Annotated in this window: 20 protein-coding genes and 2 pseudogenes; 10 read left to right on the top strand and 12 right to left on the bottom strand. The window is 62.9% G+C overall.

Features of this window, described 5'->3' with window-relative positions; translation table 11 throughout:
* The first annotated feature begins 106 nt into the window (after positions 1–106).
* From I6F36_RS07905 to I6F36_RS07895, 4 genes and pseudogenes are all read left to right on the top strand, one after another.
* The gene (locus I6F36_RS07905; RefSeq protein ID WP_036022790.1) at positions 107–1420 is read left to right on the top strand and encodes an epoxide hydrolase family protein; all 1314 of its coding nucleotides are present in this window, start codon (positions 107–109) and stop codon (positions 1418–1420) included.
* A gap of 111 nt (positions 1421–1531) precedes the next feature.
* Positions 1532–2200, top strand: a pseudogene (locus tag I6F36_RS39520) (type 1 glutamine amidotransferase domain-containing protein); the annotation flags it as partial.
* Positions 2186–3034: an enoyl-CoA hydratase/isomerase family protein gene (locus I6F36_RS39515; RefSeq protein ID WP_249788953.1), complete on the top strand. Its 849-nt coding sequence runs from the start codon at positions 2186–2188 to the stop codon at positions 3032–3034. The pseudogene I6F36_RS39520 and the gene I6F36_RS39515, both read left to right, overlap by 15 nt.
* A gap of 75 nt (positions 3035–3109) precedes the next feature.
* Positions 3110–3685, top strand: coding sequence for a cupin domain-containing protein (locus tag I6F36_RS07895; RefSeq protein WP_225171245.1), 576 nt, complete (start codon positions 3110–3112; stop codon positions 3683–3685).
* Positions 3686–3843: 158 nt separating this feature from the next.
* Here the strand turns inward: I6F36_RS07895 and I6F36_RS07890 are convergent, their stop codons facing one another.
* Entirely contained in the window at positions 3844–4596 is a 753-nt protein-coding gene (locus I6F36_RS07890; protein ID WP_225171244.1) for a hypothetical protein, read from the bottom strand.
* A gap of 281 nt (positions 4597–4877) precedes the next feature.
* On the opposite strand from I6F36_RS07890, the gene I6F36_RS07885 reads away from it, so the two are divergent.
* Positions 4878–6269, top strand: coding sequence for a DUF305 domain-containing protein (locus I6F36_RS07885; RefSeq protein WP_225171374.1), 1392 nt, complete (start codon positions 4878–4880; stop codon positions 6267–6269).
* Between the two features lie 179 nt (positions 6270–6448).
* Here the strand turns inward: I6F36_RS07885 and I6F36_RS07880 are convergent, their stop codons facing one another.
* A complete protein-coding gene (locus I6F36_RS07880) occupies positions 6449–7183 on the bottom strand; it encodes a DUF3750 domain-containing protein (protein ID WP_225171243.1) in 735 nt (244 codons plus the stop codon).
* Positions 7184–7346: 163 nt separating this feature from the next.
* On the opposite strand from I6F36_RS07880, the gene I6F36_RS07875 reads away from it, so the two are divergent.
* Positions 7347–7601 (top strand): hypothetical protein, encoded by a 255-nt coding sequence (locus I6F36_RS07875; RefSeq protein WP_036022803.1) that lies wholly within the window; start codon positions 7347–7349, stop codon positions 7599–7601.
* Positions 7602–8176: 575 nt separating this feature from the next.
* On the opposite strand, the gene I6F36_RS07870 is transcribed toward I6F36_RS07875, so the two are convergent.
* Both I6F36_RS07870 and I6F36_RS07865 read right to left on the bottom strand, forming a co-directional pair.
* Complete coding sequence (locus I6F36_RS07870) at positions 8177–9424, bottom strand: glycosyltransferase (protein WP_036022807.1); 1248 nt, start codon at positions 9422–9424, stop codon at positions 8177–8179.
* A gap of 196 nt (positions 9425–9620) precedes the next feature.
* Entirely contained in the window at positions 9621–10400 is a 780-nt protein-coding gene (locus I6F36_RS07865) for a class I SAM-dependent methyltransferase (RefSeq protein WP_225171242.1), read from the bottom strand.
* Positions 10401–10487: 87 nt separating this feature from the next.
* Here I6F36_RS07865 and I6F36_RS07860 point away from each other — a divergent pair, with 87 nt between their 5' ends.
* Positions 10488–10946, top strand: coding sequence for an Rrf2 family transcriptional regulator (locus I6F36_RS07860; protein ID WP_036000430.1), 459 nt, complete (start codon positions 10488–10490; stop codon positions 10944–10946).
* A gap of 74 nt (positions 10947–11020) precedes the next feature.
* Here the strand turns inward: I6F36_RS07860 and I6F36_RS07855 are convergent, their stop codons facing one another.
* The 5 genes from I6F36_RS07855 to I6F36_RS07835 all read right to left on the bottom strand — a co-directional run bounded on the left by I6F36_RS07855 (position 11021) and on the right by I6F36_RS07835 (position 15810).
* Entirely contained in the window at positions 11021–11191 is a 171-nt protein-coding gene (locus I6F36_RS07855; RefSeq protein WP_157284651.1) for a hypothetical protein, read from the bottom strand.
* Positions 11188–12588 (bottom strand): amidase, encoded by a 1401-nt coding sequence (locus I6F36_RS07850; protein ID WP_225171241.1) that lies wholly within the window; start codon positions 12586–12588, stop codon positions 11188–11190. Before I6F36_RS07850 ends, I6F36_RS07855 begins: the two co-directional genes overlap by 4 nt.
* 31 nt (positions 12589–12619) lie before the next feature.
* Positions 12620–13969, bottom strand: a complete 1350-nt coding sequence (locus I6F36_RS07845; RefSeq protein ID WP_225125630.1) for a TRAP transporter large permease subunit — start codon at positions 13967–13969, stop codon at positions 12620–12622.
* Positions 13966–14568: a TRAP transporter small permease subunit gene (locus tag I6F36_RS07840; protein ID WP_025035930.1), complete on the bottom strand. Its 603-nt coding sequence runs from the start codon at positions 14566–14568 to the stop codon at positions 13966–13968. The genes I6F36_RS07845 and I6F36_RS07840 overlap by 4 nt, the downstream gene beginning before the upstream one ends.
* A 114-nt stretch (positions 14569–14682) precedes the next feature.
* Entirely contained in the window at positions 14683–15810 is a 1128-nt protein-coding gene (locus tag I6F36_RS07835; protein ID WP_036000349.1) for a TRAP transporter substrate-binding protein, read from the bottom strand.
* A gap of 414 nt (positions 15811–16224) precedes the next feature.
* On the opposite strand from I6F36_RS07835, the gene I6F36_RS07830 reads away from it, so the two are divergent.
* Positions 16225–17505, top strand: coding sequence for an amidohydrolase family protein (locus tag I6F36_RS07830; RefSeq protein WP_225125629.1), 1281 nt, complete (start codon positions 16225–16227; stop codon positions 17503–17505).
* 60 nt (positions 17506–17565) lie between these two features.
* Here the strand turns inward: I6F36_RS07830 and I6F36_RS07825 are convergent.
* A pseudogene (locus I6F36_RS07825) lies at positions 17566–17670 on the bottom strand (DUF3750 domain-containing protein); the annotation flags it as partial.
* A 117-nt stretch (positions 17671–17787) separates the two neighbouring features.
* Here I6F36_RS07825 and I6F36_RS07820 point away from each other — a divergent pair.
* The gene (locus I6F36_RS07820; RefSeq protein ID WP_109143956.1) at positions 17788–19410 is read left to right on the top strand and encodes an ABC-F family ATP-binding cassette domain-containing protein; all 1623 of its coding nucleotides are present in this window, start codon (positions 17788–17790) and stop codon (positions 19408–19410) included.
* Here I6F36_RS07820 and I6F36_RS07815 read toward each other — a convergent pair.
* Positions 19407–20357, bottom strand: a complete 951-nt coding sequence (locus I6F36_RS07815) for a glycerophosphodiester phosphodiesterase family protein (protein ID WP_109145822.1) — start codon at positions 20355–20357, stop codon at positions 19407–19409. The two genes, I6F36_RS07820 and I6F36_RS07815, sit on opposite strands and share 4 nt — an antisense overlap.
* 174 nt (positions 20358–20531) lie before the next feature.
* Between I6F36_RS07815 and I6F36_RS07810 the strand changes: the two genes are divergently transcribed.
* Positions 20532–21407 carry an MBL fold metallo-hydrolase gene (locus I6F36_RS07810; protein ID WP_225171240.1) on the top strand — a complete coding sequence of 292 codons (876 nt, stop codon included), beginning with the start codon at positions 20532–20534 and terminating at the stop codon, positions 21405–21407.
* A gap of 3 nt (positions 21408–21410) precedes the next feature.
* Here I6F36_RS07810 and I6F36_RS07805 read toward each other — a convergent pair whose 3' ends face one another.
* Complete coding sequence (locus I6F36_RS07805; protein ID WP_204524523.1) at positions 21411–22502, bottom strand: type II asparaginase; 1092 nt, start codon at positions 22500–22502, stop codon at positions 21411–21413.
* Positions 22503–22531 lie beyond the last annotated feature (29 nt).

Here is a 22531-nt window from a genome sequence, read left to right as displayed (position 1 = left end):
CTTTTACATCACCTAACGAGCAATCTCCCAGGTTCTGCGCAAGTGTGGCGGCGTCACGAACCGCCTGGCCGGCCATATCGACGGCCCGCAAACCAAGGAGATTAAAATGATCGCGCAGTCCACTTCCGAAACGATCGACCAGGATCGCCGCCAACTGCTGGGTACCGCCGCCATGGGCATCGTCGCCGCGGGAGCCGTCAGCCTTCTGCCGTTGCAGCCCGCCTCGGGCAAGACCGCTGGCGAAATCCGCCCCTTCCACGTCCATGTTCCCGAGGCCACTTTGATCGACCTTCGTCACCGCCTCGGGGCGACGCGGTGGCCGGAGAAGGAGACCGTGACTGACGACAGTCAGGGCGTGCAGCTCGCGACCGTCAAGAAGCTGGTCCAGTACTGGCAGACGGACTACGACTGGCGCAAGGTGGAAGCACGGCTCAATGCACTGCCGCAATTCATCACCGAGATTGACGGGATTGACATCCACTTCATTCACGTTCGGTCCCGGCACGACAATGCGCTGCCGCTGATCGTAACGCATGGCTGGCCCGGCTCGATCATCGAACAGCTGAAGATCGTTGATCGCCTGGTTAATCCCCTTGCCCACGGGGCGGCAGCGTCGGATGCTTTTGACGTGGTGATCCCGTCGATCCCCGGCTACGGGTTTTCCGGCAAGCCCGAGACCACCGGCTGGGATCCGCAGCGCATCGCGCGCGCCTGGATCGTGTTGATGAAGCGGCTCGGCTACATGCGGTTCGTCGCGCAAGGCGGCGACTGGGGCAACGCCATCACCGAACAGATGGCGCTTCTCGGCGCACCCGAACTTGTTGGCATCCACACCAACATGCCTGCAACTGTTCCTGACGACGTTGCGGCTTCGCTCCAGGCCGGTGGGAAGCAGCCGTCAGGTCTCTCCGGCGAAGAGCAGAACGCGTGGAACCAGCTCGACTTCTTCTACAAACACGGCCTCGGCTACGCTATCGAAATGGCCAACCGGCCGCAGACGCTGTACGGCATCACGGATTCGCCGGTCGGCCTCGCAGCATGGATCCTCGACCACGATACACGCAGCCATCAGCTTATTGCCCGAGTCTTCGGCGGCGAGACCGCCGGGCTCACGCGGGACGACATCCTCGACAACATAACGCTGTACTGGGTGACGAACACGGCAATGTCATCGGCGCGACTTTATTGGGAGAACAAGCTTCAGTTCTTCCAGCCGAAGAATGTCACTATTCCGGTCGCAGTGAGCGTGTTCCCGGACGAGATCTACGCCGCCCCACGGAGTTGGACGGAACGTGCCTATCCCAAGCTGATCCATTTCAACCGGCTTGATCGCGGCGGACACTTCGCCGCCTGGGAGCAGCCCGAGCTGTTCAGCGCGGAGATGCGCGCCTCGTTCCGCTCTTTGCGTCAATCGTCCTGAAAAATGGAGGCGCGCGAGGATATTGCGCGCCCCCATCAGCACCTGACGCCCCTTGCCACTCAAACCAAACACGGCGTGTTCACCTGATGGCGCCGACAATGGGAGTTTCCAATGAGAATCCTGATGGTCATGACTTCGCACGATCAACTCGGTAACACCGGCCGCAAGACCGGTTTCTGGCTCGAGGAATTTGCGGCGCCCTACTTCACCTTCCTTGATGCCGGCGCGGACATCACCGTAGCTTCGCCCCGGGGCGGTCAGCCGCCGCTCGATCCCGTCAGCGATACGCCGGAAGGTCAGACCGACCTGACCAGGCGATTCAAGCAGGATCCCGCAGCGCAGGCGGTTCTTGCCAATACGCGCAAGCTGTCGCAGATGAAGCCCGCAGACTTTGATGCGGTATTCTATCCGGGTGGTCACGGCCCTATGTGGGACCTCGCCGAGGATCCGGATTCCGTCGCGCTGATCGAAGCCTTTTACAACGCCGGCAAGCCGGTGGCGGCCGTCTGCCATGCGCCGGGCGTGCTCCGGCACGTCACATACAACGGCGAGCCGATCGTGAAGGGCAAGCGCGTGGCCGGATTCACCAACAGTGAGGAAGAAGCGGTTGGGTTGACGAAGGTCGTGCCGTTCCTTGTCGAAGACGAATTGAGGCGGCTGGGCGGGCTATTTGAAAAGGCGCCGGACTGGCAGAGCTTTGTCATCACCGACGGAAGGCTCGTCACCGGCCAGAATCCAGCCTCGTCAAAGGCCGGCGCCGAGGCGCTGCTCAAGCTCCTGAAGCCTGCAGCCACCCGCGGCATCAGGCTGCAACGCCGCACGCCATTTTATTGGCGCGTCACCTTCGACCTTCCGCCGCTGAATATCTTTGGGCCCGAGAACATTCCGCAGCTCAACGAAATCATCACGGCGATCGAGACCGACCCGCAGGTCAAGGTGGTCGTGTTCGACAGCGCAGTCGAGGGCTTCTTCCTGACGCACTACAATTTCTTCGCCCCGCTGGAGGAGTCGACGAAGATTCCGCCGGGGGCCACCGGACTGCAGGCGCTACCTGACCTGCTGGTCCGTCTGAGTCGCGCGCCGGTCGCGTCAATCGCCATGGTCCGTGGCCGCGCCACCGGCGTTGGCAGCGAACTGGCGCTGGCAAGCGACATGCGCTTTGCGAGCCGCGAAAATGCGATCCTGTCGCAATGGGAAGTCGGCGCTGGCCTCGTGCCGGGCGGCGGCCCAATGGCGCGGCTCCCGCGCTTGATCGGCCGGGGTCGTGCCCTTGAGGTGCTGCTAGGCGCCGATGACATCAGCGGGGATCTTGCGGAACGCTACGGTTACGTCAATCGATCGCTGACGGACGCAGAACTCGACGGCTTCGTTGACGCCCTGGCCACACGAATCGCCTCCTTCGACAAGCAAGCGATCGCCGAGACAAAGCGGCTGGTCAACGTCGCGAGCCTGCCGTCGGATGCGGACATCGCGCCCGAATGGGACGCTTTCCTCGCGTCGGTCCAGCGTCCGGCCAGCCAGAGCCGAATCAAGATCCTGCTCGATCGTGGCTTCCATCGGCCGGGCGATGTTGAGAACCGGCTCGGATATCACGTCGGCCGGCTGAACAACTAACCATCCGGAGAATCCGCGACAAGGGGCTGCCCCGAGGCGGCCCCCTCTCAGGTCTTCGCTAGCAGAGGAGAGGTTATGATCCTCGAGCATCAATTGGATGAGGATACATTCCGAGCGATTCTGCCGGAAGAAATTACGTGGGAGCCGTTCCCGTTTCCAGCGGGCGCACGTCTAGCTGTTATGGTTGGTCACCCCGCCGAACCGGGGCCGTACCTAATTTGGGTTAAAGGACCGCGCGGAACGAAGCTTATGCCGCACAAGCATCCGGAGGACCGGATCTACACGGTCATATCCGGGGTCTTCTATATCGGCCTTGGAGAAGCCTTCGATGACGACAAGCTCAAGGCCTATCCACCTGGGAGCGTCATTGTCCTCCCGGGCGAGACCTGGCATTTCCACTGGGCGAAATCAGGTGAGTACGTCACGCAGGTCTCGGCGCTCGGTCCGCTCGGCCTCGAGTATCACGACTCGCGAGATGATCCGCGCGGCAGTGCGGGGGCCGCAATCGGAAGCGAGAGGAGCAATGGTCGTCTCTGCGACCACAGCAACTCCGCTTCGGGTGAATTCGCCTATCACATCGATAAGCAGTTCCGTCATACTGCAGTCATCGATCCGCGACGACTGTTCGTCAGCAGGGAACGGATTGAATGAGCGGGTTGTCGCATGACCGCAACGGGTCACAAGCTGCGGTCCGACCGCTCTGCTCGTCCGGTCCGGTTTCTCTCCGAGAGCAGGCTTCGCGGCGGTCATGGGCAGTTCGGCTGAAGGCCAATTGACCTGACATTCGATGCAAAAGCGCGTCGGTCCGCTCACGGCGGCGGAAAGGCTCCTGCTATTGGCCCGACGACGTCGCGGCCAGCTGCCGGTCGATGGGATCGAACGAAAATGAAACGAGATGCTACGGGTATATCCGCTTCGGAGCGACCATCCTGACCGATGAGCATCAATCCGACGCCGCCATTTGCCACATTCAGAATGATCGGCTCGCCGCTCCACGTCTTGATCGGGTCCATTCCGATGATGAGAAATTCGCCGATAGGCTGGTCGAAATATTGGAGACGCAATTGCGGGCCGATTTCGGCCGCAGCGAGTTCGAGGCCGAACTGCTGGGCGCGTGCGTAAACGTTAGCCAAAGTCACGGTATCGGACGTGAATCCAAGCTGCGCAGGCGATAGATCGAGAAGCTCCACATATGTCTTCCGAGAGCTAACGGTGAACGTCGGCCTAGCAAGGATTTCAGCGGCTTGACCACCGACATTGCAGCCCTTGCTATCGAGTTCGTTGCGCAAGGCAAGAGAGTCGGCGAAGGTACCTATTGTGATCGTTTTCCATGTCGCAACGTCGCGCGCGGACTTAATAGGCTGTTGCGACGCCGGAGCCGAGCGCGTCTTGAGCTTCAGCTTGTTTTGCAACACGTCGCGCGCCGCGCATTGAGCGGACGCGGCGCTCGCAAAGGAAATGACGCAGGCCGCCGAGAGTATGGAAGCCAAAAGGTAGAGGAAAGGTCGGCTTGCTTGGTTATGACCTGCCGCGCGCCGGGCTCGGCTTGTGAAAATACACATGGCAAATGACTTTTCTGAAAACGTTTGGACCGAAAAAGCCCAATTCCGGCAGCGGACGCTGCGCCGACGCGATGCCCTTCTCTTATCCGGCTTCTTCCAACCGTACTCCGTTTAACTAAGAGAGCATGTGAACCAGCTCACAGCCTCCTTCGACGCGTGCTTACGCGCTTACATCACCGGCGCCGAAGTTGTGATCAACGGCGGCTACCTGCCGCAATAGCTCGCTGCCACGGCGGTACGCGCGCTCAGCATTGCACGGCATACAGCGCGCGTCCGCCGTGATGCAGCTTCGCTCCTCTGGTTGCCTGCTGGCCCTGATCATCCTCGCATCGGTCGCGGCCCCGGTGCCGGCTCACGCACATGTCAAATGGTTTGCGCCCTATATTGTCGGAGCGCCACCACAGTCGATCGGGGCCACGTTGACCAATGTATGGTTCTGGACCGGCATTGCGCTCGTGCTGGCATTCTTCCTCGCGTCACGAGCCATCGAGAAGTCGAGCGCCGGCGAGTCGGTCCTGCTGGCCATGGATCGCATCACCGACCCTCTCTGGATGCGCCTCGACGACTTCGTGCGCGTCGTCATCGCCGCCTTCTTCGTGGCGATCTTCGCCGTCGGCGGCGTCTACCTGACGCCAGATCTCAAAACGCCGGCCGAATGGGTGTCCTGGACCCAGCTCCTGATCGCCGGGTTGATCTTCTCTCGCAAGACGCAGCCACTTGCGGCTCTCGGGATCATCGCCTTGTGGCTACTCGCGCTGCGCGACTATGATGTCTTCCATTTGCTGGACTACCTGGCGCTTGGAGTCGGTGTCGCCGCCTATCTGGTGTTGGAGGCTTCATCCAATCCGGAATGGCGCAACCATCGCTTCGAGGCGCTGCGCTGGGGCGTCGCCATCGCGCTGATGTGGTCGAGCCTCGAAAAGTTTGCCTATCCGGACTGGTTCTACCCGCTCGTGCAGGAAAAGCCCTTCTTGACCTTCGGCATGCCGCGCGACGTATTTATCCCGATGGCGGGCGTCGCCGAATTCACGATGGGATTCGGATTGATCTGGACGCCGCTTGTCCGCCGGCTGTCGGCCATCGCTCTTTTCATCATCTTCAACGCAGCGGTCTATCCGTTCGGGCGAACCGACCTGATCGGACACGCGCTCATCATGGCGGTCGTTGTTGCCATTGCTGCCGATCATAGTCGTGAGGTTCATTTCCTGCCCGCACTCAAGCGAAGGCTTGCCGGCGTCCCGACCGGACTTGCGGCGGCGCTAGTCATTTTCACAACGGGTTACTGGGGACTGCACATTGCGATTTATGGCCTCGAAGGAGACATCGGAACGCTGGCTGGAGAGCGGCTGACCCATACGCCGAACCCCGAACATCCGCATGGCATGCACGGCGCTGCGGCGATAGGGTTGACGGCTCCGGATGCCTACCGCGCCGCCATGGACCGCATGCACGGTCCGATGATACGAGGCATCACCAACGCTGATCCCGATGCAGCCTTCGTGCTCGGCATGATCCCTCACCATCAAGGCGCAGTCGACATGGCCGAGATCGTCCTCAAGTTCGGCAAGGATTCTCGAAACCAGCACTTTGCTCGCGAGATCATCGACACCCAAAGGCGGGAGATCGGCGAGATGCGGACATGGCTCAGTCAGAAGAACATTCCGCAACCGTGAGGAAGGGCGATGAGCGCGACAGGCTCCGTCGTCCTGATTGGTCCCGCTTGAGCGCAACAGATGCTCGGCAGGAACAAACATCACGTCAGTAAGCAGCCAGCTCTTCTATCGATCCAAGCTCTTACGAAAGCACTGAGCAGTCCACAAACGGTGCGGCCAACCCAGCAGTTCGCTCTCCATCACGACAGGCCGGGGGTTACCCCAAGCCGACCGAGGCCAGGTAGCTTGAGCGCCGGGCGTCGGATGTCGATGCCGAGAACGGCGCCGAAGAAATTGATCTCCAGACCTTCGACCCAGCCGAGCGAGAAGCCGATGTATCCGGCAAGCGAGGCGTAGATGCCCGTGCCGGACGCCGTTACGCCGAACCATTTGCCGGTGTACGGGAAGTCCTTGCCGATCGCGGTCGGCGGCAGGACGGCCCGGAGCTCAGGGACGGAATCGAGTGCGGCCTGCACGAAGGTGTTCGAATTGGGCCCAGGCCAGACGCTGTAATCTCCATAGGATCGAAACCTGTAGTTTTCGACCACATGCCTGATCTTCGGGATCAGCGCCTCCGCACGCTCGCCATCGACGGCCACGACGATTTCAGGCACAGCGCCGAACCATCGCCCGTCCGGAGCGAAGCCGTTGGTGCGGATCGGCTCGCCCCAGGCCGTGTAGTCGTACCTTGTGTACGACGGCGCATCTTTCTCCTTGACGACGATCCAGGTGTGAATCGCGAAGATGCCGCGCCATCTCACCGTTCTTGCTCCGAACACCCGGATGACGGCCTCACGGTGGTCGGCCGCGGCGGTCAATAGACCCGCGCTGGAGCGGTCGGCCGTCTGCCAGCTCTGGCGGCCATCATCCAGCCAAAAATATCTCGCCGCCGATGCGGCAAGCGGTGCGAAGACGAGGAACAGAAAGATGAGCAACGGCTTTTTCAAGGGAGTGGTACGGCGGGGATCTTCGGCAAACATATAGTTCGCATCGATGTCGACGCCATAGCCGCCGCCCCCGGTCGCCGAACGAGCCTGTCACCTCGGTCGGGCGGGCACGAGATCGATCGAGTTGTTCCGCAACGGATGGAGCACACGCATGGACATGAAGGAAGCCGCGGCAATGACCGAAGCCTCCGGGCTGACGGACGATCAGGGCGGCATGGAGCGGACTTCAGGCCCGCGGCCGGGTTCCGGAGAGCAAGGAGGAGCTTTTGCTCCGCAGGCCCGCACGCCGTCGCCAGAGCCGGCGAAGCGATGGGCCGACCAGTTGCGCGAGGTGACGGTGAGGGCGCCGTTACGGTCCTTGCTCGTCGCTTTCCTGGCCGGAGCATGGATCGCTCGCCGCCGCTAGGAACTGTGACAAGAAGCAAGCGGTTTCAGGCGCTGGCATAGGAAAGGGTGGACGATGAGACTTCTGGTTTTGGCCGCGACTGTCCTTCTGGGCACCATCTCGTTTTCCATGGCGCAAAGCTCAGGAGGCGGTTCGGGAGGTGCTTCCTCCGCTGGAGGGGCGGGCGCAACCGGTTCGGGCGGCGCTGGTGGCTCGACGCTCTCGAACGGGACGACGCTGAGCGGAACCGGCGGTTCGCCGGGGCCCAACACGCTCAATGCAAAAGGGCAGGGAACGACGGGCCAGAGACTCGGCGTGACCCCGTCCGGTCAGGAGGGCGGCGGATCTCGACCGTCTTACAACACGCCAGCCGCAAACGCCGCCGTCCAGCAGCTTGGAAACACCAACACGGGCATCCTTAAGAAGTAGCGGTGATCAAGGCGGCGTGCCCACTCGCTGTGGCGGCGGCGCTTTGACGTTCGCCCTGCAGTGGACCAGGAGCAGGCACCTGCAGGTCCAGATCGTTGAGCGACCGCAAGGGCTGCTCACCTGCATTGCAACTCGAGCCTTTTGAATCGGCCTGTGCAATTTCGGGCCTAATTGAGAAGGTGTTGGCTTCGCAGGAAGCCAATCGCGCTTGCGACGCCGTCTTCGACGCGGATCGCTTCGCCAAGGCGGTTCGCTCGCTGCTGAATCAACGGATTTCCGGTGGCCTCTGCGATCGCGGCGGCCAGCCAATCGGCTGAAAGGTTCCTCACTCCTCTTGATCTTGGCCCGACGCCCAGATCATCGATGCGCCTTCCCCAGAACGGCTGGTCGCCAAAGAAGGGACAAATGATATTCGGCTTGCCAGCTCGAAGCGCAGCCCCCGTAGTGCCGGCCCCGCCGTGATGGACGCAGGCCGACATCAGCGGGAACAACTGCGCATGCGGTGCGCCTTGGATGAAATGGACGTGACTGGCTCCGAGATCGCCTCGAAGAGCACCGCCGCCGACCGCTAGAACGCCGCGTTTCCCAGCCTTGGCCAATGCCTCCAGTACGAGTTTCGTCAGGGACGTCGGGTCGACACCTGGCATGCTGCCAAAGCCCACATAAACAGGCCGCTCATCGCCCTCTACGAAGCGCTGGAGTTGCGGGTCAGGCTGCCAAACGTCGTCGCCTCCCAGGAACCAGTACCCAGTCACCGCGACAGTATTCGGCCAGTCCGGCGGAACGGGCACGACATGCGGACTATAGGCGTAGAGCGTCGCGCGAGGCCGCAGCTTCTTCTCCGGCGTGTTTGCGAGGTGGAGTTCGGTGGCCCGCCATTCCCCGATCATCCCGCGAAAGAGGGCGTAGGCGCTGTGAGCCATCGCGCTGTGCGTGAGTCTGTTGAGGGGGCCAAGCGAGCGGAACGGCACGAGCGGGCTCGCGAACGCTGCTGTCGGTGTGAAGCCAGGCAGGGGAGAAGCCAGAACGGCAGGGCAGGATAACTTTTCTGCGATATGCGCCGCGGCGATGGCCTTCGGGTGATAGATGATCAGTTCTGGACGAAATCGTCGGGCGGCTTGCCATTCGGCGCTGAGCTGTTGGCGGCCGATCGGCCTGAACTGCTTCAGCATCCTGAAGCCAGCCATAAACCCCGCACCGCCCGCCATTGCCGCCTTGGCTTCCGGGGTTTCCAGGAGGGCGAGATATTCACTCGGAAGATGCGCGAAAGCGATGCCGCGGCTCACGACGAACGATTCGAACTGCGAGGGCGCGGCGATCAGCACCTCGTGCCCGGCCTGCTTCAGACCGAGCGCCAAGGCGAGATAGGGTTGCACGTCGCCGCGGGTGCCTAGTGTATGGATTGCGACTCGCATGCTTCTGACCATTGAGAAATGGATTGGGACGACAACCGCTGCTCAGACAAGCCGCTTCTGATGAAGCTTTGACCACACCCCACCCATGTGTCGCAATCGGGCGCGAGTTTCTGCTCACTGGTCAGACGCTCGGGTTTCGGGAGATCGAGAGATCGGCCGATAGTGTGACGGCCCGCCAGGCTTTATTGTTTGAGCCTCATCGTTCAGCGACGCCAATGAGTGCGGTCGAGCTTATCGGCAGCACCGGACGACCATCGGCTCTGGCCCGCACCTCGGCAATCACCGCCGCCTTTTCGATGTCGTCCAGGCTGGTCCAGTCGGGCGACATGCCAAAGAGCGTGTCAGGCGCGTCGAGCGCCGCGACGTCGAGCAGAAAATCATGAGTCACCGTGTCGATCCGGGGATTGCGATAGCCGGCAGCGACGAGGGCGCGGGCGAAATCGTCCGGATCGCTCAGGGCCTGAACGGCTTCAGGCATTGCCATGCCCGGCCGATCAGGGAACAGCTTTTGCCGCACTTCGCCCAACAGGAGGAAGGTCGCTGCGCCCCGATCCTGCCAGGTCGCAACCACGCCATGCCCGCCGGGGCGCGTCACCCGTCGCATCTCGGCCAAACCCTTGCGCCAATCGGGGAACATGATGACACCGAAGATCGAAAAGACGGCATCGAAATGCGCGTCGGGCAGGTCCAGCGCCTGTCCGTCCATGACCCGCGCCTTCACATTGGGCAGACCAGCAGCTGCGATGCATCCGACCATGCCGGGCGAGAAGTCGGTCGCCAGGACTCGTGCGCCGGTGCGAGCGGCTGCGAGGGCGAGCGCGCCGGTGCCGGCTGCCACATCGAGAACATGACTCTGAGGCGTCAGGGTTACGCGCGCCAGCGCCGCCTCCGCAAACAGGGCGGTGAAGGGGTGCGCGGTCTCTCGATAATGCCTGGCTGCGCTGTCCCAGTGGTCCGGATCCTCGAACTGTCGCACTTCCGATCGCTCCCGTGTCATGTAACTTTATATGTAGCATGACTGCGTGCCCTTGCCAATGATGGGATGCATGCGAAAGATCAGCCGATGCGAAACGACAGCCGCCTTTCCCGAATGCTGCATGTGCTGCTCCACATGGCGCGACATGACGGCCCCATGACCTCGGAGGCGATCGGCACGATGCTGGGGACCAATCCGGTTGTCGTTCGCCGCACATTGGCGGGGCTGCGCGATGCGGGCTATGTCCGGTCGGACAAGGGGCATGGCGGCGGCTGGGTCATTGCGTGCGACCTCGAGCGCGTGTCACTTCTCGATGTCTATCGTGCGGTCGGCGGTCCCCGGCTATTTGCGATCGGGAACGAGCATTCCAATCCAGACTGTGCGATCGAGCAACTCGTCAACGCAGCGGTGGACGATGTCCTTCGCGATGCCGAAGCATTGCTGGTCGAACGGCTGGGCGCGGTGAGCCTCGCAGACTTGAGCAAAGGTCTCGACGCGCGCTGCGCAGGCGATCCCAGGTGGCAGCTCGAACGGGTTGGCCGCTAAAGCTCTCTTCTTGTCGTAATTCCGGCTGCTCCGCCCAATGCCGAGAAGTGAAGCGTCTTCTTGCCATGGGGCATTCAGCGAGGCGCGCCGTTCGTCCGCAGGGATCGCACGAAATCGATCACGGCCAGCACCACGACGCAGACAACGATGATGATGAGCGGAATGGCCTTGATCCAGACCAGCAGGATTCCAAGAAATGCGATCATGAGCGCGAGGCCGATGAGTCCGGTGATCAGATTGGTCATCGCACTTTCCTTTTCTCCGCGCCGGGAGCGGATTTCGACCCGGCGCTCGGGACGTTGCGCCGACCGCTGCCACGCATGCGCCCGATGCTCTTGATCAGCCAGTGCGCCGTGCGCAAGAGGCGGGCGTCGTTGCCGCGGCGGCCGACGAGCTGGACGCCCAGCGGAAGGCCCGTTTCGGAACGCATCAATGGCAGGCTGATCGCGGGCACGCCGAGATACGTCCAGAGCGAGCAGAAGACCGGGTTGCCCGTCGTCTCGATGCCGGGTGCCGCGCCCGGCGCTGCGGGCGTCAGGATGGCGTCGTATTCATCGAAAAGGTGGTCCAGAGCCTGGTTGAGCGGCGCAATCCCGGCCAGAGCGTTGCAATAATCCGCCGCAAGATGCGCGCGGCCGCGCTCGATCGCCTGGCGCAGACGCGTGCTCAGCCTGTCGCCGCCTCGCTGGTCATCGCGCCGCAAATTGTGCGCCATATCGACTTCCATGATGATGCGGTGCATGTCGACGGCCCCGTTGAAGCTCGGCCCAAGCTCGACTTCGCTGCACGCTTCGCCCAAAGCGTCGACGAGCTCGGCAAAGGCTTCACGCATCTCCGGCTCGGCCTGATCCCAGACCGGAGAGCGCACAAAGGCAAATCGCGGCGGCAACGGCGGCTCGCTCGCCGCGACCGCAGAGAATGGCGGGCGCGCAACAGGCCGGGTGTCCGGATCCTCCGGGTCGAAGTCGACCATGACCTCCGCCAGCAGGGCCGCGTCCTCGACGCTGCGCCCGAACACGCCGACATGGTCGAGCGTACGCGACAATTGGAGCGCGCCGCTGCGTGGAATGAGGCCGTGCGTGGGCTTGAAGCCGACCACGCCGCAGAAGGCGGCAGGGCGGATCACCGAGCCGTTGGTCTGAGAGCCGATGGCACCCGGCACCATCAGCGCCGCGACGGCCGCGGCGGAGCCCGAGGACGATCCGCCGGGGGTGTGATTTGGGTTGTGCGGATTTCGGGTCTTGCCCGGATTGTAGTACGCGTACTCGGTGGTCACCGTCTTGCCGAGGATCACCGCTCCAGCCGCCCGCAGACGCGCCACGGCCGCCGCATCGCGCCGCGGCGTGCGTCCGGCCCACAGCTCCGATCCGAATTCGGTCGGCATGTCGCCGGTGTCGAAGATATCCTTGATGCCCACGGGCACGCCATGCAGCGGGCCTGTGGCCTTGCCGTGCTTGCGATGATCGTCGGCCGCCTCGGCCTGCCGCATCGCGTGGTCGCGATCGAGAAACGCCCACGCCTGGATATCGCGATCGACCTCATCGATGCGCCTGAGGCAGTCGCCGACGAGCTCCACCGAGCTGAGCCGGCCGTCGCGGATGCCGGCTGCGGCGTCCGCGAGGCCGAGCGCGTTGAGACTCATGCGCAGCCTCTCGTCGGTTTGCCGGGTCCGCTCATCGCGCCCCATAGAGATAGCTCGGCAGCCACAATGCGATCCCCGGGAAGATGTAGACCAGTGCCATGGTGAGGAAGACCAGGCCGACGAACGGAAGCGCGCCGGAGAAGATGTCGGTCAGCTTCACCTCGGGCGGCGCCACGCCCTTCAGATAGAAGGCGGCCATCGCGACCGGCGGCGTGTTGAAGGCCGTCTGCGTGTTCAGTGCCACCAGGATGCCGAAGAAGATCGGATCGATGCCGTATTGCGGAAGCAGCGGCAGGAAGATCGGCACGAAGATGATGATGATCTCGGTCCATTCCAGCGGCCAGCCGAGCAGAAAGATGATGAGCTGGGTCAGCAGCAGGAACTGGATCGGCGAAAGGTTCATCGAGGTGAAGAACTGCTCCACCACCGACTGCCCGCCAAGGACGGCAAACACCGCCGAAAACGTCCAGGACCCGATGAAGAGGTAGCAGACCATCGCCGTCGCGCGCACGGTCAGGTACACGGATTCGCGTATCATCTCGTAGTTGAGCGAACGATAGGCGGCCGCCAGCACGATGCTCATGAGGGCTCCCACCGCGGCCGCTTCCGAGGGCGTCGCCAGCCCAAACAGGATCGCGCCGAGCACCGAAACGATCAGCAACGCGAGCGGCAGGAACGACGTGGCAAGCGCCCAGATGACCTTCGAGGTCGGCACGTCGGTATGCTCGCGCGGCAGCTTCGGCGCGAGCGCGGGATTGATGATCGCGCGCGTCATCGCATAGAGGACGTACAAGCCGGCCAGCATGAACCCCGGAAAGAACGCCGCCGCGTAAAGCTTGACCGCCGAGACGCCGGCAGTCGCCGCATAGACGATCAGGAGAATGCTCGGCGGAATCAGGATGCCCAGGCAGCCACCGGCGCAGACGACGCCCGCCGACAGCTTGGCGTCGTAGCCCGCTCGCAGCATCGCCGGTAATGCCAGCAGCCCCATCAGCGTGACGACGGCACCGACGATGCCGGTGGCGGTCGCGAACATGGCGCAGGTGATCAGCGTGGCCACGGCAAGTGCGCCCGGCACGTTCTTCATCGACAGCTGCAGCGAGTAGAACAGGCGATCGAGGATGTTCGCGCGCTCGATCAAATAACCCATGAACAGGAATAGCGGAACTGCCACCAGCACGTCGCTGGATGTGACCTCGAACGTCTTCTGCACCAGAAGCGTGAAGATGCGGTTCTGGAAGAAGTCCTGACCGGGGGTGTAGTAGGCATAGTAGCCGAACGAGACGCCCATCGCCATCAGCGTGAAGGCGATCGGGAAGCCGAGCATGATGATGAAGATGAAGAGGCCCAGCATCAGCATGCCGAGTTGAGGATCGGTCATGCGCCTGGTCCCTTCTCGCTCTGCGGCTCAGCCGCGTGCTGCTGATGTTCGCGGATGACGAGGCTCTCGGTCTCCTCCACGTCGTGCAGACGTTGCGGCCATCGGCCGGTGCGGATGCACAGCACACAGCGGATGATCTCGGCGACCCCTTGCAGGAACAGAAGGAAGCCGGTGAGCGGGATCAGCGCCTTCAGCGGAAACACCGGAACGCCGGCCGGACTGAAGATGCTGACTTCGCGGAAGCGCACCGACATCTGGGCGTAGTTCCAGCCCGAATACATCAGCGCCGCGATCGCCGGCAGAAAGAAGAGGATATACAGGACGAGGTCCATCGTCGCCTGGGTGCGCGGCGACCAGAGGCGGTAGACCACGTCGGCGCGGACATGGCCGTTTCGCGAGAGCGTGTACGCGCCGGCCATCAGGAACATCGCGCCATAGGTGATGTAGCTGATGTCGAAAGCCCAGGTGGTCGGCGCACGCAGCACGTAGCGCACGAACACCTCGTAGCTGACTCCCAGGGTGAGAACGAGGATCAGCCAGGCGAACGCCTTGCCCACCCACGTGCTGAGCTCATCGATGAAGAACAGGAATTTCGTCATGCGAGCTGAACTCGCTGCGAGCAGTCCATCCGGATGTCCCCCTCCAACTCGTGGGCGGCGCTTCAATTGCGCCGCCCTCGCGATAAGACCTGACGCGATCCCCCGCGACAGCCGTCAGACCTTGAGCACGCCCGGGAAGTGATGCTCGAAGGCGCCGCGGTAGTCCGTCGCGTTGTTCATGTTGTAGTAAACCACGCGGCGCACCCATTCCTTCTGCGAATCCATCACCTTCTTCATGAACGGATCCGAGCCGAGCTGGGCGATCAGACCGTCCCACGCCTTGATCTGCGCGTCGAACACAGACTTCGGTGTGCGCTGGACGTTGACCTTGTCCTTGTTGATCAGCTCCTGCAGGTCCTTCGAATAATAATCCATTGCCTTCCATTCGTTGGCGGAGGACACGGCTTCGGCGGCGTATTGCAGGATCGCCTGCTGTTCCTTCGGCAGCGCGTTGAATTTCGTCCGGTTGAACATGATCTCGAAATATTCCGTCGCCTGATGATGGCTGCCCATCATGTAGTTCTTGGCGACATCCTGCGCGCCGAAGCGCCGGTCCGAGGTCGGATTGTTGAACTCGAACCCGTCGATCACGCCGCGCTCCATCGCGGGTACGATCTCGCCGCCGGGCAGCTGCGCGACCGATGCGCCCATCGCCTGGAAGAGATCGGCGGCCAGACCCACCGTGCGATATTTCAAGCCCTTGAGATCGGCGTCGCTGGTGATCGGCTTCTTGAACCAGCCGAGCGGCTGGGTCGGCATCGGCATGGCGAAGAAGCTCTTGATGTTGACGTTCATGATCTTGGTCTGGAGTTCCTCGAACAGCTCCTTGCCGCCGCCGTTGTGGATCCAGCCAAGGCCTTCGTTGGCGTTGAAGCCGAACACCGGGCCGGTGCCGAACAGCGAGGCGGCCTTGTGCTTGCCGTACCAGTACACCGTCACCGTGTGTGCCGCGTCGATCTGGCCGCCATGAACGCCGTCGAAGACCTGGAACGGATGCACGACCGAGCCGCCGACCAGATAGTCAATGCGCAGCCGGCCTCCGGCCATATCGTTGACGCGCTTCACATAATCTTCGGCCATCTCGTTGAAGACATCGGCCTTGCCCCACGAGCCCTGCATCTTCAGGGTCGCTGTCTGCGCCCGGCTGACTTGCGGCATGGCGATGGTGGCAGCGCCGGCCGCGCCGGCGGTCAGCAGGAATTTGCGACGAGTTGTTCTGGTCTTTTCGGACTTTGCAGTCATGGACGTCCTCCCTGGCGGCCTGATTGTTCGAACGCGTTTCGACGCGCTTGTCGTTGTGAACCGCTGGAGGTATGCCGCATTCCAGCGACTTTGATCACAGTTTGGACGCATTGCCGGCATCCGACAAGCCCCGGTGTCGCATTATTGGTCTTAGACGTTCGACTCCAGGCAGTTCGATATTCACGCGCATGTCGCGGCGCAGCAAAGATGCAGCCGGACCTCAGCCAGTGGTGCCCGCCCGATGCGATTCTGGAAAATTTCGCGGCTCCTCAGGGCTCGCGTGCCGTCATAGGATCGGATCTTCCGGGCTTCATTTCCAATCCCGTTCGTTGTGAACTCGACCTTGGCGGCGGAAGCAGATCTGGACATCCAGCCCGGCCGTTGCCGCGAACAAAAGCACAGAGGGGGATCATCATGCCTGCGTTGTCACGCCGCGATTTCCTGGCACTCTCTTCGGCGGCCGCCGCCGTCGGCCTCGCCGCGCCCGCCCGCGGGGCGATGGGGCCGAACGACAAGTACGATCTGGTGATCCGGGGCGGCGAGGTGCTCGACCCCAGCCAATCGCTGCGCGCCAGGCGCGATATCGGCATCCGCTGGGGCACGATCGAGGCGATTCAGGAGGCGATCCCGGCGGAGCGCGCGCTGAAGAGCATCGACGCCGCGGGCAAGCTGGTGATGCCCGGCCTCATTGATCTGCATTGTCACGTCTATCCCTACGGCTCGGCCATCGGCATTCCCGCCGACGAGCTGGTCCAGTTCCAGGGCACGACGACCGTCGTGTCGGCGGGCGACGCCGGCGTCAACAATCTGGCGGCGCTGCGCCGCTTCATCGTGGCCCAGACGCGGGCGCGGATGTACGCCTTCGTTCACATCGCCAACAACGGCCTGTCGGCGTTCCCGGTCGCCGAGCTCCACAACATCGATACAGCGCAGACCGAAGCCTGCGCCATGGCACTGGCCGAGAATCCGGACTTCCTGCTCGGGGTCAAAGTGCGCATGTCGGAAAACGTCATCTTCAAGCATGGGCTCGAGCCGCTCAAGCGCGGCATCCAGGCGTGCGAGATGTGCGGCTGGCCGGCGAAGATGATGGTGCATATCGGCGGCGTCGAATCCAAGGAGCTGATGTCGCAAATCCTCGACCTGATGCGCCCGGGCGACGTGCTGACGCATGCCTATTCGGGCGCCCCGAACATGTCGAGCGTGTTCACGAATATCGTTCAGGACGGCAAGCTGCTGCCTGCGGCTCTCGCGGCCAAGCAGCGCGGCGTCATGTTTGACGTCGGGCATGGCGGCGGCAGCTTCGATTTCACCGTGGCGGAAGTGGCGATCCCCGGCGGATGCGCTCCTGATACCATCTCTTCGGACATCCACGTCTTCTCCGGCAATTCGCCGGGGATTCCCTTCCTGCCCAACGTCATGAGCAAGTTCATGACGCTCGGTTTCACGCTGGAGCAGGTGGTCGCAATGGCAACGACCGCGCCGGCGAAGATCATCAGCCGCGCGCCGAAGATCGGCACGCTGCAGGTCGGTGCGCCCGCCGACGTCGCGATCATGGAGCTGGTGGAGGGACCGGTCAGCTTCGTCGACACGCGCAACAACAGGAGGGAAGGGAAGGCCCACCTCAAGCCGATCCAGACCGTCATCAACGGCGTGCCGTTCGGGCGGCCGTATCAGGCGCCGTTCTCAGTAAGATAGAGAGGCGGCGCCGGTCTCAGGTCTCTTCGAGGTTCGGCGAAAAGTTCTTACAGACCGGGCGTTGATCTCCAGGCCTTCGACCCAGCCGATGGAAAAGCCGACATATCCGGCAAGCGAAGCATAGATGCCCGTGCCGGACGCAGTTAGCCCGACCCATTTGCCCGTAGGCCCCGAACCGAGCGGTCACGAGCGAATGGGCTCGATCCCGGCCTGTCCCGGGCTTCCCCTCGCGCCCCGCATGGCCTATGACGCTGCAACGCAAAAATCCCCCAAAAGACACGCATGATCCGCCTCGACAACGTCAGCAAGCAAGCCGGCCACCAGATCCTGTTCATCGAAGCCTCCGCGGCCCTCAACAAGGGGGAGAAGATCGGCCTTGTCGGGCCGAACGGCGCCGGCAAGAGCACGCTGTTCCGGATGATCGCCGGCGAGGAACTGCCCGACGAGGGTCAGGTCTCGATCGATCGCGGCATCACCATCGGCTATTTCAACCAGGACGTCGGCGAGATGTCTGGCCGCAGCGCGGTGGCCGAGGTGATGGACGGCGCCGGCCCCGTCAGCGAGGTCGCGGCTGAATTGCGCGAGCTCGAGGCCGCCATGGCCGACCCCGACAAGGCCGACCAAATGGACGAGATCATCGCCCGCTATGGCGAGGTGCAGCACCGGTTCGAGGAGCTCGACGGCTATGCGCTCGACGGCCGCGCGCGCGAGGCGCTCTCCGGCCTCGGCTTCAGCCAGGAGATGATGGACGGGGATGTCGGCAAGCTGTCCGGCGGCTGGAAGATGCGTGTGGCGCTGGCGCGCATTCTCCTGATGCGCCCCGACGTCATGCTGCTCGACGAGCCGAGCAACCATCTCGATTTGGAAAGCCTGATCTGGCTGGAAAAATTCCTGCACGATTACGAAGGCACGCTTCTGATGACCTCGCACGACCGCGAGTTCATCAACCGCGTGATCTCCAAGGTGATCGAGATCGATTCCGGCTCGCTCACCACCTACACCGGCGATTACGAATTCTACGAGCAGCAGCGGGCGCAGAACGAGAAGCAGCAGCAGGCGCAGTTCGAGCGCCAGCAGGCCATGCTCGCCAAGGAGATCAAGTTCATCGAGCGCTTCAAGGCGCGCGCCTCGCATGCGGCCCAGGTGCAGAGCCGAGTCAAGAAGCTCGACAAGATCGAGCGGGTCGAGCCGCCGCGGCGCCGCCAGAGCGTGGCGTTCGACTTCCTGCCGGCGCCGCGCTCGGGCGAGGACGTCGTCGCGCTCAAGAACGTGCACAAGGGCTATGGCTCAAAGCGCATCTATGACGGGCTGGACTTCATGATCCGCCGTAAGGAGCGCTGGTGCGTGATGGGCGTCAACGGCGCCGGCAAGTCGACGCTGCTCAAGCTGGTTGCCGGTGCGAGCGAGCCGGACGAGGGCACCGTGGCGCTGGGCGGCAGCGTCAAGATGGGCTATTTCGCCCAGCACGCGATGGATCTGCTCGACGGCGAGCGCACCGTGTTCCAGTCGCTGGAGGACGCGTTTCCGACGGCGGGGCAGGGCTCCTTGCGCGCGCTCGCCGGCTGCTTCGGCTTCTCCGGCGACGACGTCGAGAAGCGCTGCCGCGTGCTCTCGGGCGGCGAGAAGGCGCGCCTCGTCATGGCCAAGATGCTGTTCGACCCGCCGAACTTCCTGGTGCTGGACGAGCCCACCAACCATCTCGACCTCGCCACCAAGGAAATGCTGATCAACGCGCTGTCGGATTTCGAGGGCACCATGCTGTTCGTCTCGCACGACCGGCATTTCTTGGCGACGCTGTCGAACCGCGTGCTGGAGCTGACGCCGGAGGGCATCCACCAATATGGCGGCGGCTACACCGAATATGTCGCGCGCACCGGGCAGGAGGCGCCGGGGTTGCGGAGCTAGTCATGGCTTTTGCCCGTCAGTCTGGCGACGGTCTCGATTTCGTTGGTCCAAATGCCGCCGGAATAGCTTTGCGGAAGGCGGGCGAGCAATTCCGCCGTGTCGACGCCCGTAGAAAACCCGCCGCCGCTGTAGGGGCCGAGCACGAACGCGGCGCTGTTGACGCCATTCATGCGTGCGAGGAAGCGATCGGGCCAGCCCCATAGCCAGGGGGCGACGTTGATTGGCACCAGCACCATCGCGTTGCGGCAAGCCTGCGGGACGAGGCCTGTCCAGCCGTAGCCGATATAGCGGACCAGGCAGCTTCGGATGGCTGCGCGCGAGATCGTGCGGACATCCGGGACGAGGCGACGGATCACGTCGATGGGCTCGTCGCCGCCATAGACCATGATGGTGCTGCGCCTCCCGGCCGGCAACGCGGTCAGCACGCCGGCAAGTTTCTCGCCTTCGTCCGGGTCCCGGCTCTTCACGTTGATGAGCAACTGCTTGTCGGAGAAGGCAGCGAACACCTCCGACAATGTCGGCATCATGCCGACGCCCTTGCCGCGGAACGGGAAGGTCTTGCCGCCGTCGGCGGTGTAGCCGTAGCCGATATCGAGCGTCTTCAGCTTTGCCATGCTCTGCGCGCGGGTGACGCCGAGGCCGTCGGTCCGGCAGTCGAGCGTCCAGTCATGGAAGACGGCGAACTCGCCGTCATTGGTCGGGTGCACGTCGAGCTCGACGATGTCGGCACCGGCCGCGAAGCTCGCGCGCATCGAGCGCAGCGTGTTTTCGAGATAGTCGTGCACCGGCGGCAGCATCCGCGCGGCGGTGCAGGTATCGTTCTTCAGGTCGCGTTCATCGAACCGCTGCGCCATGCCGCGATGGGCGAGCAGCACCGGCTTGCCGTCCCGATGTGGCGCCAGAAGGCTTGTATTGTTGACGTAAATTGCAGCTGCGACGGCGATCATGATCGCCGCGGTCACTTTCAGTTTCCTGCCCACCAGACATTCCTCATTCCATGATCATCATCCTCAGTGTTTGAGGTCGATTTGCGGCACCCCGCGCAAGACGTCCCGGCACGGTCGGCGTCTTGAATGCCTCCCGTTCGTTCGTTACGCTTCGCAAAATGGGAACGAACAACCATGAAGCAGCTGCGGATCGGCGACATCACCATCGATGCGGTGATCGAGCGGGAGGGGCCGTGGCGGCGGCCCCAGGACTTTTTCCCGACCTATGACGAAGACGTCTTCAAGCGCCATCTGCCGACGATGGAGCCGGAGGTGTTCGATGCCGCGCGCGGCATGATGGTGATCACCTACCAGACCTTCGTGGTCCGCACGCCGCGTTACACCATCCTTGTCGACACCTGCACCGGTGAGGACAAAGGCCATCCGCCGCCGTTCGATTTCCCCGGCAAGGCGCGCTGGCGCAATGAGCTGTTTGCGCTCGGCATCGGCTTTGAGCAGATCGACTACGTGTTCTGCACGCATCTGCACATCGACCATACCGGATGGAACACGACCCTGCGCGACGGCCGTTGGGTGCCGACGTTTCCGAATGCGAAATATATTTTCCACAAGGGCGAGTATGCGGCCTGGGAAGCCGAGCATGCCAAGGGCAACAATCCGCCTGGCACCGTCTTTCGCGACAATTGCCGGCCGGTCGCCGAGGCCGGGCAGGCGCTGCTCGTCGACGACGACTACGCGCTCGACGACACCGTTACGCTCACGCCGACGCCGGGGCATTCGCCGTGCCATTGTTGCGTGAACATTCTTTCGAAGGGCCAGCGCGCCGTGGTCGCGGGCGACCTCATGCACCACCAGATTCAGTGTCGTGAGCCGGATTGGTCGGCGAAGCCGGATTGGGATGCGAAGCTGTCGGCGATGTCGCGACGAAAGTTCTTCGCCTCTGTTGCCGACACCGACACGCTGATCCTGCCGATCCATTTTCCGACGCCCACGGTTGGCCTGATCAAGCCGTTCGGCGCGGCGTTCGATTATCGTTTCAAGCGCGACTAGGCTCTAATAGGTGTAGAACATCCGCTGAATGTCCTTGGTGTCGCTCGTCTTGGTCAACGCCAGCATCAGCAGAATGCGCGCCTTCTGGGGATTGAGCGTATCGGAGACGACGAAGTCGTGCTCATCGTCCTTGGCCTCGCCATTGCGCGCGACGATGCCGTTGCCGACGCGGCTGCTGCGAAGGATCACGACGCCTTTCTTGCGGGCTTCGTCGAGCGCCGGCTCGACCGCCGGGCGGGCCAGGCTGCCGTCACCCACGCCGGCATGGACGATCCCCTTGGCGCCGGCGCCGACAAAGGCATCGATCGCGACCCGGTTCATGTTGGCGTAGCCGTAGACGATGTCGACCTGCGGCAGGACATCGAGCTTGGACACGTCGAATTCAGAATCTGCCGTGTGCCGGCGGGTCGATTGCCGATAGAAATACGGCTTGTTGCCCTGCATGTAGCCGAGAAAGCCGAGTTCAGGCGTGCGAAAGGTGTCTGCCGTGGACGTGTTGTTCTTGGTGACATCGCGCGCGGCGTTGATCTGATCGTTGAGGGCGACGAGCACGCCCTTGCCCACGGCTTCTTCACTGCCGGCGAGGATCACCGCATTGAAGAGATTGATCGGGCCGTCCGCGCTGATCGCGGTCGATGGCCGCATCGCACCGACGACGACCACAGGCTTCTTGCTCTTGACGACCAGATTGAGGAAATAGCTGGTTTCCTCGATCGTATCGGTCCCGTGTGTGATCACGATCCCGTCCACGTCGTCCTGCGCGAGGAGCGTATTGACGCGCTTGGCGAGCTTCAGCCAATGATCATTGTTCATATTCTCGCTGGCGATCTGGAAGACCTGCTCGCCCTTGACGTTGGCCACGGTTTTCAACTCGGGGACGGCGTTCAAGAGGGTCTCGATGCCCACCGTGGCCGCGGTATACCCGATGACGGTGGTGCTGCTCGCCCCGCTGCCGGCGATCGTGCCGCCGGTTGCGAGAACCATGACGTTGGGCAGGCCGGGGCTTCTCGCGTTGGCAACGTCAACGATCATGAGCAGCGCAAAGAGCACGCTCATTATCGCCATCATGTGATCACGCACGCGGAACTGCAACATCTCGTCCATCCTTTGCTGGAAGCCTCGTT

Source organism: Bradyrhizobium sp. BRP19, assembly GCF_020194195.1.
GTDB lineage: Bacteria > Pseudomonadota > Alphaproteobacteria > Rhizobiales > Xanthobacteraceae > Bradyrhizobium > Bradyrhizobium yuanmingense.
This window is presented reverse-complemented; position numbering and strand designations above follow the sequence as displayed.